Genomic DNA, 14,167 nt, shown 5'->3' on the forward strand with positions numbered 1-14,167 from the left:
GCGCTTCTCATTCTCCGCTCCTGCCGAATCCGGTGAACCGTCCCTGAATCAGGGTCACTCCGACAATGAGGGCGGTGAGCACGAAGGCTCCGGCCGAGCCGAGGCCGTAGTTCTGGCTGCCCATGGCGGTGTTGTAGAGGTGGACCAGCGGCGTCTGTACGGGGGCCGTTCCAGTTCCGGAGAGCCCGCTGTTGAACAGGTTGTAGAACTCGTCGAAGGCCTGGAAGGCGGCGATGAACAGCAGCATCAGCACGGCGACGGAGGTGTTGCGCAGCATGGGCAGAGTGATCCCGGTCAGGAGTCGCCGGCCCTTGGCGCCATCGAGCGCGGCGGCCTCGTAGAGCTCCTTGGGGATGGCCTGGAGCCCGGCGAGGAAGAGCACCATGTAGAAGCCGACCTGGAGCCAGAGACGCAGCGTGACGAGAACGATCCAGTAGAGCGGTGGCGAGGTGGACTGCAGCCAGGCCACCGGCTCCGCCCCGAACCATCCGCCGATCATGTTCGCGATGCCCGTTGGCAGACCGTTGAACAGGCACATCTTCCACAGCAGTGACGCGGCGACGTACGAGACGGCCGTCGGGATGAGGAAGGTGGTGCGCAGCAGGGCCCTGCTGCGCCGGATCCGGTGCACCAACAGGGCGAGCCCGAAGGAGCCTGCGAAGGTGACCGGCACGATGAAGGCGGTGAACAGCAGGATCGTGACCAGCGAGTCACGGAACGCCTGGTCGGACAGGAGGGTCTGGTAGTTGTCGAGTCCGACCCAGTGGCCGAGGGAGATGGTGCCGCGCGCGTCGCTGAGGCTGAGCAGAAAACTCCAGCCGATCGCGACGTACTTGAATATGCCGAGCCCGATCAGCACCGGCGCGGTGAGCAGCACGAACGCGATCCAGCCGGACCGGCCGACGCGAGGCCGACCGGCGCGGGCCCGGCCGGTGCGGGCGGCGCCCCGCGGGGTGACCGCGGGGCGCCCTGCGTGCTCGGGCTGCAGAGGAGTGTCGGTCGCCGAGTTCATCGGTTTCACCGGCCGAGCTGCTTGTCGATCTCGCTCTGGGCCTTCTTCACCGCGTCGGCGAGGAGGGCGGCCGGATCGCCCTGTCCGCTGACGATCTTCATTGCGGCCGCGTTGAAGGTGCTGCTCACGGCGGTGTCCCAGGTGCCCGGGTTGTGCTTCCCGTACTTCGCAGCCAGTTCCACGGTCTCCTTGGCGGCGCCGGTGGACAGCTTCTTCGCGGACGCCGCCACGGACGTGCGCGGCGGCACGTGGAAGCCGTAGCTCTCGGCGAAGTCCCGCTGCAGGTCGGACTGTTCGACCCACACCCACTGGACGAACTTCTTCGCCGCGGCCACGTTCTTGCCCTTGGCGTTGACACAGCTGGTCCACCCGCCGACGCGGACGACGGGAGCGCCGCCGGCCTTGAAGGCGGGCCACGGCAGGACGCCGAAGTCGTCGCCGAGCGCGGACTGGATGGCGGGCATCGCCCACAGGCCGCACCACTGCATCGGCACGACGTCCTGGGTAAGGGCGGCGGGGTCCCACCAGTCGGTGGTGAAGCCGAGCAGCAGCGACTTGTCGTCGTGCAGACGCTTCAGGGCGGTGATCGCCTCCAGCGCCTGGGCCGATCCGAACGCCACCTTGCCTTCGGGGGTCACGAGGTCGCCGCCGTTGGACCAGACGGCGTTGCTCGGGGAGTCGCCGATGCCGTCGTTGCCGACGAACAGGCCCTTGTTCTTCTTGGTGGACAGGGCCTTCGCCGCGGTGATGAGGCCGTCCAAGGTCGTGGGCGGGGTGATCCCGGCCTTGGACAGGACGCTCTTGCGGTAGTAGAGCATGATGACGTCGTCGATCTCCTTGACGCCGTAGAGCTTGCCGTCGACGGTGACCGAGCTGATGGCGTTGGTGTTGAAGTCGCTCTTGGCGCTGCCGTACACGTCGTCGAGGGCGGCGATCTGGCCGCCGCGGACGAACCTCTCGCTGAAGTCGCCGATCTCGAAGACGTCGGGGGCCGAGTCGGTCAGCAGGGTCGCGTTGAGCTTGCCCGCGTAGTCGCCGGGGACCCAGGTCACCTTGACGGCTATGTCCGGGTTGGCCTTGGTGAAGGCCTTGGCGTAGCGGAGCACCGCCTGCTGGGTGCCGGCCTCGCCGTAGGCGTGGTACCAGACGTTGAGGGTGGTCTTCGCTCCGGAGGCGGAGTCACCGGTCGGGTCGGTGCTGCAGGCGGTCGTCAGGACCGTTCCGGCGGCGACGAGCAGCGATCCGGTGAGGAATCCGCGTCGGCTAAGCTCGGCTCTGCGTGCGCTCATGTCGCATTTCCTTCTGTGAGGGTGTGTGTACGGGGCGGATGTGCTCCCTGGTCGGCGCCTTCGTCCGTGCTTGCCGGCAGTGGAGGGCGACGGCCAGGGAGTCGTACGCGAGGCTGCGGAGCGAGGGGGTGACCCTCGGTCAGCCGACGCCGATCGTGGGGGTGGCCGCGGGCTGTGGGAAGAGGGCCTGTATGGCCACGGCGGCGCCACCGCGGGCCCACTCCTCCCAGGGCAGCGGGCGCAGTGACAGCGGGCACCGGGACGCCGCTCCGAAGGCGTGTTCGGCGTACGCGTCCTGGATGTGACGGCTGAACAGGTCGTAGGCGTCGGCCCCTTCACCGCTGACGACGACACGCTCCGGGCCGACGAGGTTGACCAGTGCGGCAATGCCGACCCCGATGGCCCGTCCGGCCCGGGCGAAGGCCTCGCGGGCCGCCGGATGGCCCTCCCGGGCCATCTCGACGACCTCGTCGAACGTGAGGCGCGGGTTCGCGGCGGCATGGCGGACCGCCGCGAGAATCGCGTCGGTCGACGCGATCGCCTCGACGCAGCCGCGCGCGCCGCAGCGGCAGAGCGGTCCGGTCGGGTCGACACAGATGTGTCCGACCTCGCCCGACACGCCATGGGCCCCTCTGAGCAGGTGCCCGTTGACGACGAGCGCGGAGCCGATGCCTGCGCCGATGGTGACCAGCGCGAAGTGGCCGGTTCCGATGCCTTCGCCGAACCAGTGCTCGGCGACGGTCAGGGCCCGGACGTCGTTCTCGACGGTGACCGCCAGACCGGTGGAGGCGGTGAGCAGTTCGGCGAGTGGGACGTCGCGCCAGCCGAGGAGGCCGGAGTGGCGGAGCCTGCCGGTTTCGCGGTCCACGTCCCCGTTCATGGCGACGCCGAGGTGGCGCGTACGGTCCCGGAACGCGGGTTCGGCGTCCAGCAGTTCGCCGACCAGCTCGGCGACGCGGGCGGCGACGACCTCGGGGGTGCACACGTCGAGCGGCCGGCCGGCCGCGGCTCGGATGCCGGCCCGCAGATCGCAGACGGCGCCGAAGACCTGGTCGACGCTGATCTTCAGTCCGACGAAGTACTCCCGGTCGGGAGCGACTGCGAGCGGGTTGACCGGCCGGCCGGCACCGGGTGCGGTGCGCTCCGGCGGGAGTTCGTACAGGTAGCCGTCGTCGATGAGCGGTCTGGCCGCCTTGGTGACGGCCGTCGAGGAGAGCCCGGTCCGCCGCGCGAGTTCCACTCTGCTGAGCGGTCCCTCCGCGAGGAGCAGGGCGAGGACCGCGGTCTCGGCGGGCGCACTGACCAAAGGCGTCGAAGGCTGGGGGTGATGTCGAAACACGGGAGAAACGTAGAGCAAATAAATAACTTCTTCCAGTATTGATTTAGGAGTTGGTGCCGTCCTACGCTCGGGGCCGCCTCCGTGCCCGTCCAGGGCACCGGATCGCGGCGTCGGCCGTGCTCTGCCCACGCCGCCCTGGATAAGACCCTGTTCCTCTCCGCACGTCAGGGGACCCATCCGTGCTCGCCACGCTCCCGCTCGTCACCTTCGATCCCGACCTCGGTCTCGCGGTCCTGTCCACGCCGAACAGCGTGTACGCGTTCCGCGTCGCCCCCGACGGCAGCCCCCGGCACCTGTATTGGGGCGCGCCGCTCGACACCGACACCCTGGCCGCGCTGCCGGAAGCGGTCTCCCCCGCCGCGAGCAGCTTCGAGGCGGACGCCGCCGCCGACGAACTCGCACCGCAGACCGGGGCGCGTTTCGGACCGGCCGGCCTTCAGGTCCGCTTCGCCGACGGCACCCGCGGCGCCCAGTGGCGCTTCGCCGGACACACCGTCGACGGCGGCGATCTCCGGCTTCGCCTCGACGACCGGCACCGCCCCCTGCGGGCCGAACTGTGTTACCGCGTCCGGCCCGGCACCGACGTCGTCGAGCGCTGGACGGAACTGACCCACACCGGAGCCGCGGACGGCCCGCCCGATCCAGTCACCGTCGACCGGCTGGACTCGGCCTCCTGGACCGCTCCGGCACTGGCCGATTACCGGCTCAGCCATCTGGTGGGCGGCTGGAACAGCGAGTTCCAGCTCCAGCGCGACCGGCTCCCCGTCGCCGAGACCGTACTGACGAGCCGTCGGGGACTCACCGGCCACCACGCGAGTCCCTGGTTGGCCCTCGATGACGGCACCGCGAGCGAGGAGCGGGGCGAGGTGTGGAGCACCGCGCTCGCCTGGAGCGGGAGTTGGCGCGTCACGGTCCACCGCGATCCGGTCGGCCGCACCACCTGGACCGGCGGCTTCGGTCACGAGGGCCTCAGTTGGACTCTGCGGCCGGGCGAGAGCCTTCGCACACCGGTGTACGCCGGCCTCTACACCCCGCACGGCTTCGGCGCGGCCAGCCGCGGCTGGCACGACTACGTACGCGGGCACGTACTGCCGGAGCCCGACCGGGACCGGCCGGTCCTCTACAACTCGTGGGAGGCCACCGGATTCGACGTCACCGAGGCCGGCCAGATCCGCCTTGCGCACCTGGCCGCCCGGCTCGGTGCGGAGCTCTTCGTCCTGGACGACGGCTGGTTCGGCACCCGCCGCGACGACCGGTCCGGGCTCGGCGACTGGACTCCCCGTCCCGAGGCCTTCCCCCGCGGACTGCGTCCGCTCGCCGACGAGGTGCACCGCCTCGGCATGGAGTTCGGGCTGTGGGTGGAACCGGAAATGGTCAACCGCGACAGCGAGTTGTACCGCGCCCATCCGGACTGGGTCGTCCACTCCCCCCGCCTCGACGCGACCGAGCTCCGCAACCAACTGGTGCTGAACTTCGCCCGGCCCGAGGTCGAGGCCTGGGCCCAGGGGACCCTCGACCGCCTGGTGCGCGACCACGACGTCGACTGGCTCAAGTGGGACGCCAACCGGGCCTTCACCGAGGCCGGTTGGGACGGCTGCTCCGACCCGGACCGCGTGTGGATCGATCACACCCGGGCCGTCCACCGGATCATGGACCGGCTCCGTGCCGCCCACCCCGGTCTGCGCATCGAGGCCTGCGCGGGCGGCGGCGGGCGCGTCGACCTCGGCATGATGGCCCGCACCGACCAGGCCTGGACCTCGGACAACACCGACCCGGTTGACCGGATCGGCATCCACCACGGCTTCTCCCAACTCTTCCCCGCCCAGGCCATGGCCGCGTGGGTCACCGACAGCCCCAACCCGGTCACCGATCGGCACACCCCCCTGCGTTTCCGCTTCCAGGTCGCCATGGCCGGGGCGCTGGGGCTGGGCGGAGACCTGGCGTCCTGGTCCGACGAGGAACTCGAAGAGGCCGCCGAGCTCGTCGCCCAGTACAAGCGGATCCGCCCGCTCGTGCAGCGGGGAACCCAGCACCGCGTCACCTCGGGCGGCCCGGTGACCGCCGTGCACTACGCGGCGCCCGATGACAGCGAGCACGTGGTTCTCGTCTGGCGCCCCACCACCCGCTTCGGTCACCGCCCGGCCCCGGTGCGGCTGCCCGCGCTCGACCCCGAGGCGCGCTATCTGGATCCGGACCTGAATCGGGTGTACGGCGGTGCCGTCCTCGTCCACCAGGGCATCGACCCGCGACTTCCCGTCGGCGACTACGCCAGCAGCCTGATCCGGCTCCGCCGCGTCGGCCCCTGAGCGCCGTGCCCCACGACGCCTGATTCCCTCGCCCACCCACGAAACCTCTGGATCCGCCCATGGACACCGCCCAGCACACCGCCCGCGTACTGGTGGTCGGCATCGACGGCGTACGCCTCGACCTGCTCCCCGAACTCGACACCCCCCACCTCGACGGGATCGCCCGCGCGGGCTTCCTGGTACCCGTGGAGGTGGACCCCGGGACGCCGACGATGTCCGGCCCCTGCTGGACCACCATCGTCACCGGCGTCGGCGTCACCAAGCACGGGGTGTGGGCCAACCGCTTCGACGGCAACCGCCTGGACGTCTTCCCCGACTTCACGACCCGCCTCGCCGCCGACTGCGGACTGCGGACCTTCGCCGTCGGAGGTTGGGCGCCGCTCTTCCTCGCACAGCAGGGCGGCCCGCTCTTCGTCGCTCCCACCCGGCTCGGCTACGTCGCCCCGCGCGCGGACACCCCCGAAGCATGGGAGGAGGCGGACGACAGGGTGACCGCCGAGGCGGAACACCTTCTCGGCCTGGACGAGGAGCTCCACGCCGGATTCGTCTACCTGGGCGCCGTCGACGAGACCGCCCACTTCCTCGGCTGCGGCCAGGAGTACCGCCGTTCCATCGAGGCCGCGGACCGGCGGCTCGGCCGACTCCTCACCTCCGTACGGCAGCGGCCCGGCAACGCGGCGGAGCAGTGGACGATCATCGTGGTGACGGACCACGGCCATCGCGACGAAGGGGGCCACGGGGGACGCAGCCCGCAGGAGCGCACGGCCTGGGTCGCCGCGTGCGGTCCCGGTCTGCCCGCGGGCAAGGCCCCGTCGGCCCTCCACCACTCCGACGTCGCCGCCCATGTCTACACCGCCCTCGGCATCACCCCAGACTCCCACTGGACCTTGGACGGCACCCCCTTCGCCCCGTGATCCGACCGGAGGACTTCCGTGAACACCACCCCCTTCCCACTCGTCGCGGCGGACCACGTCACGGCGTCGCCCTTCGACGACGACCAGTGGTGGCGGGATCCCTCCGCCCTCCACGTCGACAGTGCGACGGTCAGCGTCCATGCCGCCGGCGGCGCTGTCGGCGCGGCCGGGGGGACGGCCCCGGGGCAGCCGTCCCTCGTGCGCGTCACAGCGAGCGCGGCGGCCCAGGTCACCGTCCGTCTCGACGTCCCGCTCGGCGACGCCGCAGGTTTCTGGCACCCCGACGCGGGGTGGGAGCGGACGCTGCCCGCCGACTGGTCGGCCTGGCGGCCCCTGTCGCTCGTCCGCTCCGCACCGGCCGGATGCCTGTACGACGCGGCGGGGCGGAGCCTGCTCGCGTTCGCCACCGACCGTGTCGTGGGGCAGAGCCTGATCCGCTTCGGGGTGTCCGAGGAGCACAAGCGCTTCGGCGTGTGGCTGCGCTTCGCGCTCGCGCCGGGCGAGAGCTGCCTCGTACGCCTCGCCACCCCTGGCGTCACCGTGGCGGCGGCGTTGCGAGAGCTACGGCACTGGCTGACGGAGCTTCCGGCCGTACGCCCGCTGCCGGTGCCGGACTTCGCCCGTACACCGGTGTACTCGACGTGGTACGCCTTCACTCAGGACGTGAACGCGGCCGACGTCGAGGCCGAGGCCGCTCTCGCGGCCGAACTCGGCTGCGGCCAGCTCTTCCTCGACGACGGCTGGCAACTGCACGGCGCCGGCCGCGGCTACGCGGGCTGCGGCGACTGGCTGCCCGATCCCGCCAAGTTCCCCGATCTGCCCGGCCATGTCAGGAAGATCCACGGCCTGGGGCTGCGCCATGTCGTGTGGATCGCGCCGCTGCTCCTCGGGAACCGCTCGGACGCCCACCGGGCATGGGCGGGGCGCGCACCTCGGTACGTGCCGCATCTGGACTGTCATGTGCTCGATCCGCGCCACCGCGACGTACGCGACCACGTCGTCACCACCTGTCGCGGACTCGTCGAGGAGAACCATCTCGACGGACTCAAGCTCGACTTCCTGGACGAGGTCATGGCCTACGCGGACACCCCGCCGTCCAGTGCGCGGGAGCCGGGCTACATCGCCGACGTCGGGCATGCCCTGGCCGAGCTTCTGGCGCGGCTGCGCGACGAACTGCGGTCCCTGCGCGGGGACCACGTGGTCCTGGAACTGCGCCAGCCCTACACCGGACCGGCCATGACGACGTTCGCCAACGCGCTGCGCGCGTCGGACTGTCCGGCCGACCCCGTCGCCAACCGCGTGCGGACCCTGGACGTCGCTCTGCTCGCCCCGGGCGGTGTCGTGCACTCCGACATGCTGATGTGGGACCCGGACGCGACACCCGAGACCGTCGCCCGGCACGTCCAGGGCGCCCTGCACGCGGTGCCCCAGATCTCCACCCGCCTCTCCCGGCTCTCCCCCGGACACCGGGACACCCTCGCCTTCTGGCTCGAAAGCTGGCACCGGCTTCGGCCGGCACTCATCGGAGGCACGTACGAGACGGGGCGGCCGGACGAGCTCTATCCGCACGTCACCGCCCACTCCGCGACCGAGACGGTGATCACCGCCTACGCCGACACGGTCCTCCGCCTCCCCCAGGGGCCATGGCAGGCTCTCACCCTCGTCAACGCGACCCCCAGGGCCCGGCTCCTCGTCGAAACCCCCGAGCCGGCCGAGCCCGTCGTCGTCCGCGTCCACTCCTACAGCGCCGACGGACGTCCCCGGCCGGCCGCCACGCGACTGCTCACCGGCGGCGTTCACGCGCTCGACGTACCACCGTCCGGTCTGTGCCGCCTCACCGTGGCCGGCTGACCCGCTCCCCGGGTGGGCGGCGCCGGGTGGGGCCGTCTTCGACGCCTTCCGCATGCGGGCCCAGGAGTGGGCCCGCATGCGGAAGCGGCTGTCCGGGGACCGGACCGCTACGCCCGGTCGTTGCCGTGGCCGCAGGCCCGGTGTCGTCCGCCGTGCACCGCCGCGTACGCCGACGGGCGGGGCGCGGCGGTGGCCCGGTCAAGTCGCGCGACCGCGGCCCGGCCCGCCGATGAGTGCGCGTCGTGGACGACCCGGCCGCCCACCAGGGTCAGCTCGACACGGGCGTCGCTGATATCGGCCACCGGGCATTTTGTCACATCACGGTCGAGAACGATCAGGTCCGCCGCCAGCCCAGGGCGGACGGTTCCCGTAAGCCGGTCCATGCGCAGCTGCCATGCCGTGCCGTACGTGTGCATCCGCAGCGCCGACGTACGGCTCAACCCCTCCAACTCCCGGTAGAGCGGCCCGTCGCCCTCCGCGCCCGTGCGGTCGATCGCCGTACGGATCTGGTTCCACACCTGGAGCGGGTCCACCGGCCAGTCCGAACCGCCCGAGAGCCGGGCCCCGTGCCGCTCCAGGGAGCGGGCAGGGTACATCCACCGGTGACGCTCGGGCCCGATGTACGGCAGGAGCGCATCCATCGTCCACGTGTCCTGTTCCGCCCACTGGAGCTGCATGCAGGCCACCACGTCCAGTTCGGCAAACCGCCGCAGATCCGCCGGGTCCACCAGTTGGAGGTGAGCGATGGTGTTGCGGGCACCGCGCAGCCCGGTCGTGCGCCGGGCGTACGCGTAGCCGTCGAGCGCCGTGCGCACCGCGCGGTCGCCGAGCCCATGGGCATGCATCTGCCAGCCGGCCTGGTTGAAGACCGCGGTCAGCCGCCCGTAATCCTGTCCGGAGGTGTACAGCTCACCGCGGTTGTCCGTCGGGTGTCCGGAGCCGTCCAGATAGGGCGTCAGGAGCGCCGCCGTCTGCGCCGGGTACTCGATCACCCCGTCGAGGAACACCTTGATCGTCCCGAACCGCAGCCCAGGTACGTTACGGAAGGAGCGCTCCAGCCCGCGCGCATACGCAAGCGCCGCCTTCGGGTCCTTCGCCAGGTCCGCGTCGATCCTGATCGCGGGGACGATCCGCTGCGGCAACGACCCCGCGTTCGCCAGAGCCTGATACGTCGCCAACTCGCTCTGCCCGACCATCGCGTCCATCATCGTGGTCACCCCGGAGGCCGCCGCCTGGGCGAGGACCCGGGAGCAGGCGGCGACCAGATCGGCCTCGCTCGGTTCCGGAATGTGACGGGTCACCAGGGGCTGGGCGTCGTCCTTGAGCACGCCGCTGGGCTTCCCGTCCGGCCCCTTCACGATCTTTCCGCCCACAGGATCGGGGGTCGCCGCGGTGATGCCGGCGATCTCCAGGGCACGGGCATTGACCCAGATGTTGTGGCCGTCGCCCCCGACGAGGGCGACCGGGCGGCGGGTGGGAAGGCTGTCGAGCAGGGAGTGGTGGGGGAGGGTGCCGTGCGGCAGCAGACCGATCGGGTTCCAGTCCGAGACCACCAGCCAGCCGTCGGGCTCCTGGCCCGGCGAGTCCTGGAGGAAACCGGTGAGGATCGCCAGGAGTTCCTCGGCTGTCGTCTCGGCGCCCTCCAGGGAGGGGCGCAGTGAGCGGTCGCCCGCGGAGAGCGGGTGCACATGGCCGTCGTGGATGCCGCTCATCACCGTCGCCCCGCGCGCGTCGACGACTTCGGTGCCCCGCCCGGTGAGACGGCGCAGGTCGCGGCCCCGGCCGGTGGCAAGAATCCGGCCGTCGTGCCCGACGGCCACGGCCTCGACGGGGCGGGCACCGGGGAGCCCGGTGAACACCTTTGCGTTGTGGACGACCAGGGCCGCGGCACTCGGTTGCGCAGCGGCCGCGGGGCCGGCCGCCGCGCCCACCAGTCCGGCCGCTCCCGCGGCAAGCACGGTCCGCCGGGCGAGAGAAGAAGTCATGACCACTCCAAGGGTTGTGCTGCATTCGCTGTGGCCGGACCCTCTTTGATTAACGCCGTAACCAGAACCCGCCCGGGACGACGGAATCCGTAGGATGACGCCATGTCAGGGCCCACTCTCGCCGATGTGGCACGCGCCGCAGAGGTCTCCACCGCCACCGTCTCGCACGCTCTCAACGGAACGGGCCGGCTCGCCGACTCCACACGGCGCCGGGTCCGCGAGGTGGCCACCATGCTCGGCTACGGCTCCCAGCGGACCGCGCGGACCGGGAAGACCCTGGGTGTGGCCGTCACGACCTACGCCGGATCGGCCTGGAACTTCCTCGACGTCCCGTACTTCGCCCGGCTCCTCACCGTCGCCACCGCCACCGCGCACGCCCACGGCTACGCCCTGACGATCCTCCCCGCCACCTGCGGGGCCGAGACGCCCTGGCACACCCTCACCGTGGACGGCATGCTGCTTCTCGACAGCCCCACGGACGACCCGGTGCTACGTGCGCTGCGCGCGCGGGGCATCCCGCTCGTCTTCGACGGGCGACCCGTCGATCCGAGGCCCGGGGACGTCTGGGTCGACAACGACCACACCGCCACCACCCGCGAGGTCCTCGGCCACCTGGCCGCCTCGGGCGCCCGGCGGATCGCCCTGCACGCCGGGTACGGCGACGAGCACTACACCCGGGCAGTGACCAGCGCGTACGAGCAGTGGTGCCACGAACACGGCCGGATTCCAATGGTCCTCACCTTCGACCCGTACGACACCCCGGGCCACGGCTTCGACGCCGTCTTCGCCACCCGCGCCTGCGACGCGGTCTACACGGTCTACGACCCCGGCGGTCACCAGGTCCTGGCCGCAGCGGCCCGCCACAGCCTGCGGATCCCCGACGACCTCCTCCTCGTCTGCGCCAGCGAGGACCAGGCCTACGCCGAGAACGATCCGCCGGTGAGCACCGTGACCCTGCACCCCGCAACGATCGCCGAGACCGCGGTGACGGCCCTGGTCTCCCGCCTGTCTCCCACCGCCCCGCCACCACCCCCTGGCGCCCTGACGGTCCCGGCGGTCCTCCACCCCCGCCTCTCCTCACGCCGCCCGGCCCGGCCTCAGCCGGCCTCCCCACCTGCTCCGGGCAGCCTGGCGGCGACGGCGTCGAGCAGCAGCTCCAGCGCGAACGGATAGCCGCTGAGCATCATGTCGGCGGACAGCAGGCGCACGGTGGCGGCGATGTGGGGGTAGGCACTCTCTTCCAGGCGGGCGTAGCGGTCCTGCCACACCTGGAGATCGGCCGCCTGCGCGGGAGGAGGCAGGGCGAGCGCGGCCGCGTCCAGGGCCGCGAAGGCGAGCGCCTGGTCCACGAAGGAGTGATAGATCCGCACCGCTTCCCGGTCGGGGAAGCCCGCCGACCGCAGCACGCCGAGGATCATCTCCACGGCCCGCATCTCGTTGTCCCGCCCGGTCGTTCGGTGCGCCGCCAACAGGGCGGCCTGCGGGTGCGCCTGGTACGAGGCATGGACGCGCAGACCCAGCTCGCACAGGTCGGTACGCCACTCGCCGGTGGGCCGCCAGCCCAGCTGGGCACGGCCGATCAACTCGTCGGCGATCGCCAGCAGCAGGTCGTCGGTGTTGCGGAAGTACCGGTAGAGCGCACTGGGGTCGGCGCCCAGCGCTGCTCCCAGCCGGCGGACCGTCAACGCATCCGCACCATGCTGACCGACCAGCCGCAGGGCCGTCTCCACGATGGCCTGCTCGGACAGCACCGTGCCCTGCTTCGTCGGTCTTCTGCGGCGCCGCTGCGGCTCCGGAACCACACGCTCATTCATGGCGCGGAGCTTATGACAACACCATTGACGTGTGAAGAGGGCAACGGTTTCATGGCCTGCCATCCGGGCCCTTGGCCCACCTTCCCCTGCGCAAAGGCGACGATCCGTTGGCGGTACCAGTGAAAAGTGCAAGCACCACGCCGATAAGAAACGCCCAGGTCCCCCAGGCCGCGATGCGGAAATCCATAGGCGTCGTCGACGGCATCGTCCTCGCCGCGTCGAGCACCGCGGCGACCAGCAGCATCGGCATCGGACTCGGTCTGATGGCGAGCATCGTCGGCCTGCATCTACCGGCGATCATGCTGTTGGCCTTCCTGCCCGTGCTCGGCATAGCCGGCGGATACGGGCGGCTCAACCGCGTCGAACCCAACGCCGGCAGCAGCTACAAGTGGGTCGGCCGCATCTTCAGCCCCTGGCTGGGATTCCTGACCGGATGGGTCAACGTCGTCGGCACCATCGTGTTCATGGCCTACACCACCACGGTGACGGGCTCGGCGACCATCCAGCTCCTCGGCCAGGCCTCCGTCCACAGCGTCGCCGGTCTCTCCCTCGATCCGGACTCCACCCTCCAGTCCACCCTGCTCGGCATGGCCGTCCTGGTCGCCGCCGCGCTGGTCGCCGTCCGCGGGCTCGACCTCGCGGCGCGTCTCCAGAAGTACCTGCTGATCTTCGAGTACGGCGTGCTGCTCGCCTTCTGCGGCTATGGACTGTTCGCCGGGGACCAGCCCTTCTCGCTCCAGTGGTTCAACCCCTTCGACATCCCCTCAGCCGCGGCCCTCGCCCAGGGCATGGTGCTCGCGGTCTTCTGCTACTGGGGCTTCGAGTCGGTCTTCAGCGTCGGTGAAGAGGTCAGTGACCCGCGGGACGCCTCCCGTGGCGGGTTCATCGCCCTGACCGTCATGCTGCTCCTCTTCCTGCTCGCCGGCACCGCCTTCCAACGAGTCCTGCCGCTGGACGAACTGGCCGACAACGGCGCACAGGGACTCGCCTACTTCGGTACGAAACTCGCCGAGCAGCCGCTGGCCGCACTGCCGCTCATCGCCCTCATGTTCTCCGCGGTGGCGTCGCTCCAGGCCTCGGTCATCCCCACCGCCCGCGGGATGTACGCGATGGGCCGTGACGGCGTTCTCGGCCCCGTCTGGACACGGCTGCACCCCAAGCACAGGACCCCCGCAGTCGGCACCCTGCTGATCACCGCGATCGCTCTGGCCCTCGCCGCGACGGCGCTGGTCATCCCCACCGTCAACGACTTGATCTTCGCCGCCGTCAACGCGATCGGCATCGTCGTCGCCCTCTACTACGCCCTCACCGCCGCGGCCGCCGCGGTGCACTTCCGCCACCTGCTGCGCACGTCACCGCTGGAGGCCCTGCGCGCCGTCGTCGGACCGGTGCTGGGCGCGCTCGCGCTGCTCGCCACCGGCGGCTACCTCACCTGGACCTTCTACCGCTCCACCGACCACTTCGAAGTCTCCGCCGACAACGGCTGGTTCGCACTGCTCGTCCCGGTCCTGATGATCGGCTCCGGACTGCTGGCAGCCGCGTGGGCCCGCTGGCACCGCCGGTCGCCCTACTTCATCCCTGCCCGCGACGCCGCCGACGGCGAACCCAGCACCGCCCTCTGACCACCACACCGCTGACGCGCGGCACGGACCGCGAC

At 71.2% G+C, this 14,167-nt stretch carries 10 protein-coding genes; 5 read left to right on the plus strand and 5 right to left on the minus strand.

Translation table 11 applies throughout. From position 1 onward, the window contains the following. Nucleotides 1-7 precede the first annotated feature (7 nt). From ACZ7L9_RS12535 to ACZ7L9_RS12545, 3 genes are all read right to left on the minus strand, one after another. On the minus strand, nucleotides 8-1,012 hold the full coding sequence (locus ACZ7L9_RS12535; protein WP_471414778.1) for a carbohydrate ABC transporter permease: 1,005 nt from the start codon (nucleotides 1,010-1,012) through the stop codon (nucleotides 8-10). A 5-nt stretch (nucleotides 1,013-1,017) separates the two neighbouring features. Then, the gene (locus tag ACZ7L9_RS12540; protein WP_471414780.1) at nucleotides 1,018-2,301 is read right to left on the minus strand and encodes an ABC transporter substrate-binding protein; all 1,284 of its coding nucleotides are present in this window, start codon (nucleotides 2,299-2,301) and stop codon (nucleotides 1,018-1,020) included. Between the two features lie 139 nt (nucleotides 2,302-2,440). After that, nucleotides 2,441-3,640, minus strand: coding sequence for an ROK family protein (locus ACZ7L9_RS12545; RefSeq protein WP_471414782.1), 1,200 nt, complete (start codon nucleotides 3,638-3,640; stop codon nucleotides 2,441-2,443). Nucleotides 3,641-3,819: 179 nt separating this feature from the next. On the opposite strand from ACZ7L9_RS12545, the gene ACZ7L9_RS12550 reads away from it, so the two are divergent. The 3 genes from ACZ7L9_RS12550 to ACZ7L9_RS12560 are packed head-to-tail and all read left to right on the plus strand — an operon-like array spanning nucleotide 3,820 to nucleotide 8,711. Beyond that, on the plus strand, nucleotides 3,820-5,946 hold the full coding sequence (locus tag ACZ7L9_RS12550; protein ID WP_471414784.1) for an alpha-galactosidase: 2,127 nt from the start codon (nucleotides 3,820-3,822) through the stop codon (nucleotides 5,944-5,946). 59 nt (nucleotides 5,947-6,005) lie between these two features. Next, the gene (locus tag ACZ7L9_RS12555; protein WP_471414786.1) at nucleotides 6,006-6,860 is read left to right on the plus strand and encodes an alkaline phosphatase family protein; all 855 of its coding nucleotides are present in this window, start codon (nucleotides 6,006-6,008) and stop codon (nucleotides 6,858-6,860) included. A gap of 18 nt (nucleotides 6,861-6,878) precedes the next feature. After that, nucleotides 6,879-8,711, plus strand: a complete 1,833-nt coding sequence (locus ACZ7L9_RS12560) for a glycoside hydrolase family 36 protein (RefSeq protein WP_471414788.1) — start codon at nucleotides 6,879-6,881, stop codon at nucleotides 8,709-8,711. A gap of 107 nt (nucleotides 8,712-8,818) precedes the next feature. Here ACZ7L9_RS12560 and ACZ7L9_RS12565 read toward each other — a convergent pair whose 3' ends face one another. Then, nucleotides 8,819-10,696: an amidohydrolase gene (locus ACZ7L9_RS12565; protein ID WP_471414790.1), complete on the minus strand. Its 1,878-nt coding sequence runs from the start codon at nucleotides 10,694-10,696 to the stop codon at nucleotides 8,819-8,821. Nucleotides 10,697-10,798: 102 nt separating this feature from the next. Here ACZ7L9_RS12565 and ACZ7L9_RS12570 point away from each other — a divergent pair, with 102 nt between their 5' ends. Continuing rightward, the gene (locus ACZ7L9_RS12570; protein ID WP_471414792.1) at nucleotides 10,799-11,869 is read left to right on the plus strand and encodes a LacI family DNA-binding transcriptional regulator; all 1,071 of its coding nucleotides are present in this window, start codon (nucleotides 10,799-10,801) and stop codon (nucleotides 11,867-11,869) included. Here ACZ7L9_RS12570 and ACZ7L9_RS12575 read toward each other — a convergent pair. Beyond that, nucleotides 11,794-12,510 carry a TetR/AcrR family transcriptional regulator gene (locus tag ACZ7L9_RS12575; protein ID WP_471414794.1) on the minus strand — a complete coding sequence of 239 codons (717 nt, stop codon included), beginning with the start codon at nucleotides 12,508-12,510 and terminating at the stop codon, nucleotides 11,794-11,796. The genes ACZ7L9_RS12570 and ACZ7L9_RS12575 overlap by 76 nt on opposite strands. A gap of 173 nt (nucleotides 12,511-12,683) precedes the next feature. On the opposite strand from ACZ7L9_RS12575, the gene ACZ7L9_RS12580 reads away from it, so the two are divergent. Then, nucleotides 12,684-14,132 (plus strand): APC family permease, encoded by a 1,449-nt coding sequence (locus ACZ7L9_RS12580; protein WP_471414795.1) that lies wholly within the window; start codon nucleotides 12,684-12,686, stop codon nucleotides 14,130-14,132. The last annotated feature ends 35 nt before the right edge of the window (nucleotides 14,133-14,167 follow it).

The organism is Streptomyces sp. NPDC111516 (assembly GCF_055635345.1).

Excerpts from the sequence above, each read along its gene's own strand:
- ACZ7L9_RS12575 (WP_471414794.1), bottom strand. The coding sequence starts at position 12,510 with ATGAATGAGCGTGTGGTTCCGGAGCCGCAGCGGCGCCGCAGAAGACCG.
- ACZ7L9_RS12580 (WP_471414795.1), top strand. The coding sequence starts at position 12,684 with ATGCGGAAATCCATAGGCGTCGTCGACGGCATCGTCCTCGCCGCGTCG.
- ACZ7L9_RS12535 (WP_471414778.1), bottom strand. The coding sequence starts at position 1,012 with ATGAACTCGGCGACCGACACTCCTCTGCAGCCCGAGCACGCAGGGCGC.
- ACZ7L9_RS12570 (WP_471414792.1), top strand. The coding sequence starts at position 10,799 with ATGTCAGGGCCCACTCTCGCCGATGTGGCACGCGCCGCAGAGGTCTCC.
- ACZ7L9_RS12565 (WP_471414790.1), bottom strand. The coding sequence starts at position 10,696 with ATGACTTCTTCTCTCGCCCGGCGGACCGTGCTTGCCGCGGGAGCGGCC.
- ACZ7L9_RS12555 (WP_471414786.1), top strand. The coding sequence starts at position 6,006 with ATGGACACCGCCCAGCACACCGCCCGCGTACTGGTGGTCGGCATCGAC.
- ACZ7L9_RS12540 (WP_471414780.1), bottom strand. The coding sequence starts at position 2,301 with ATGAGCGCACGCAGAGCCGAGCTTAGCCGACGCGGATTCCTCACCGGA.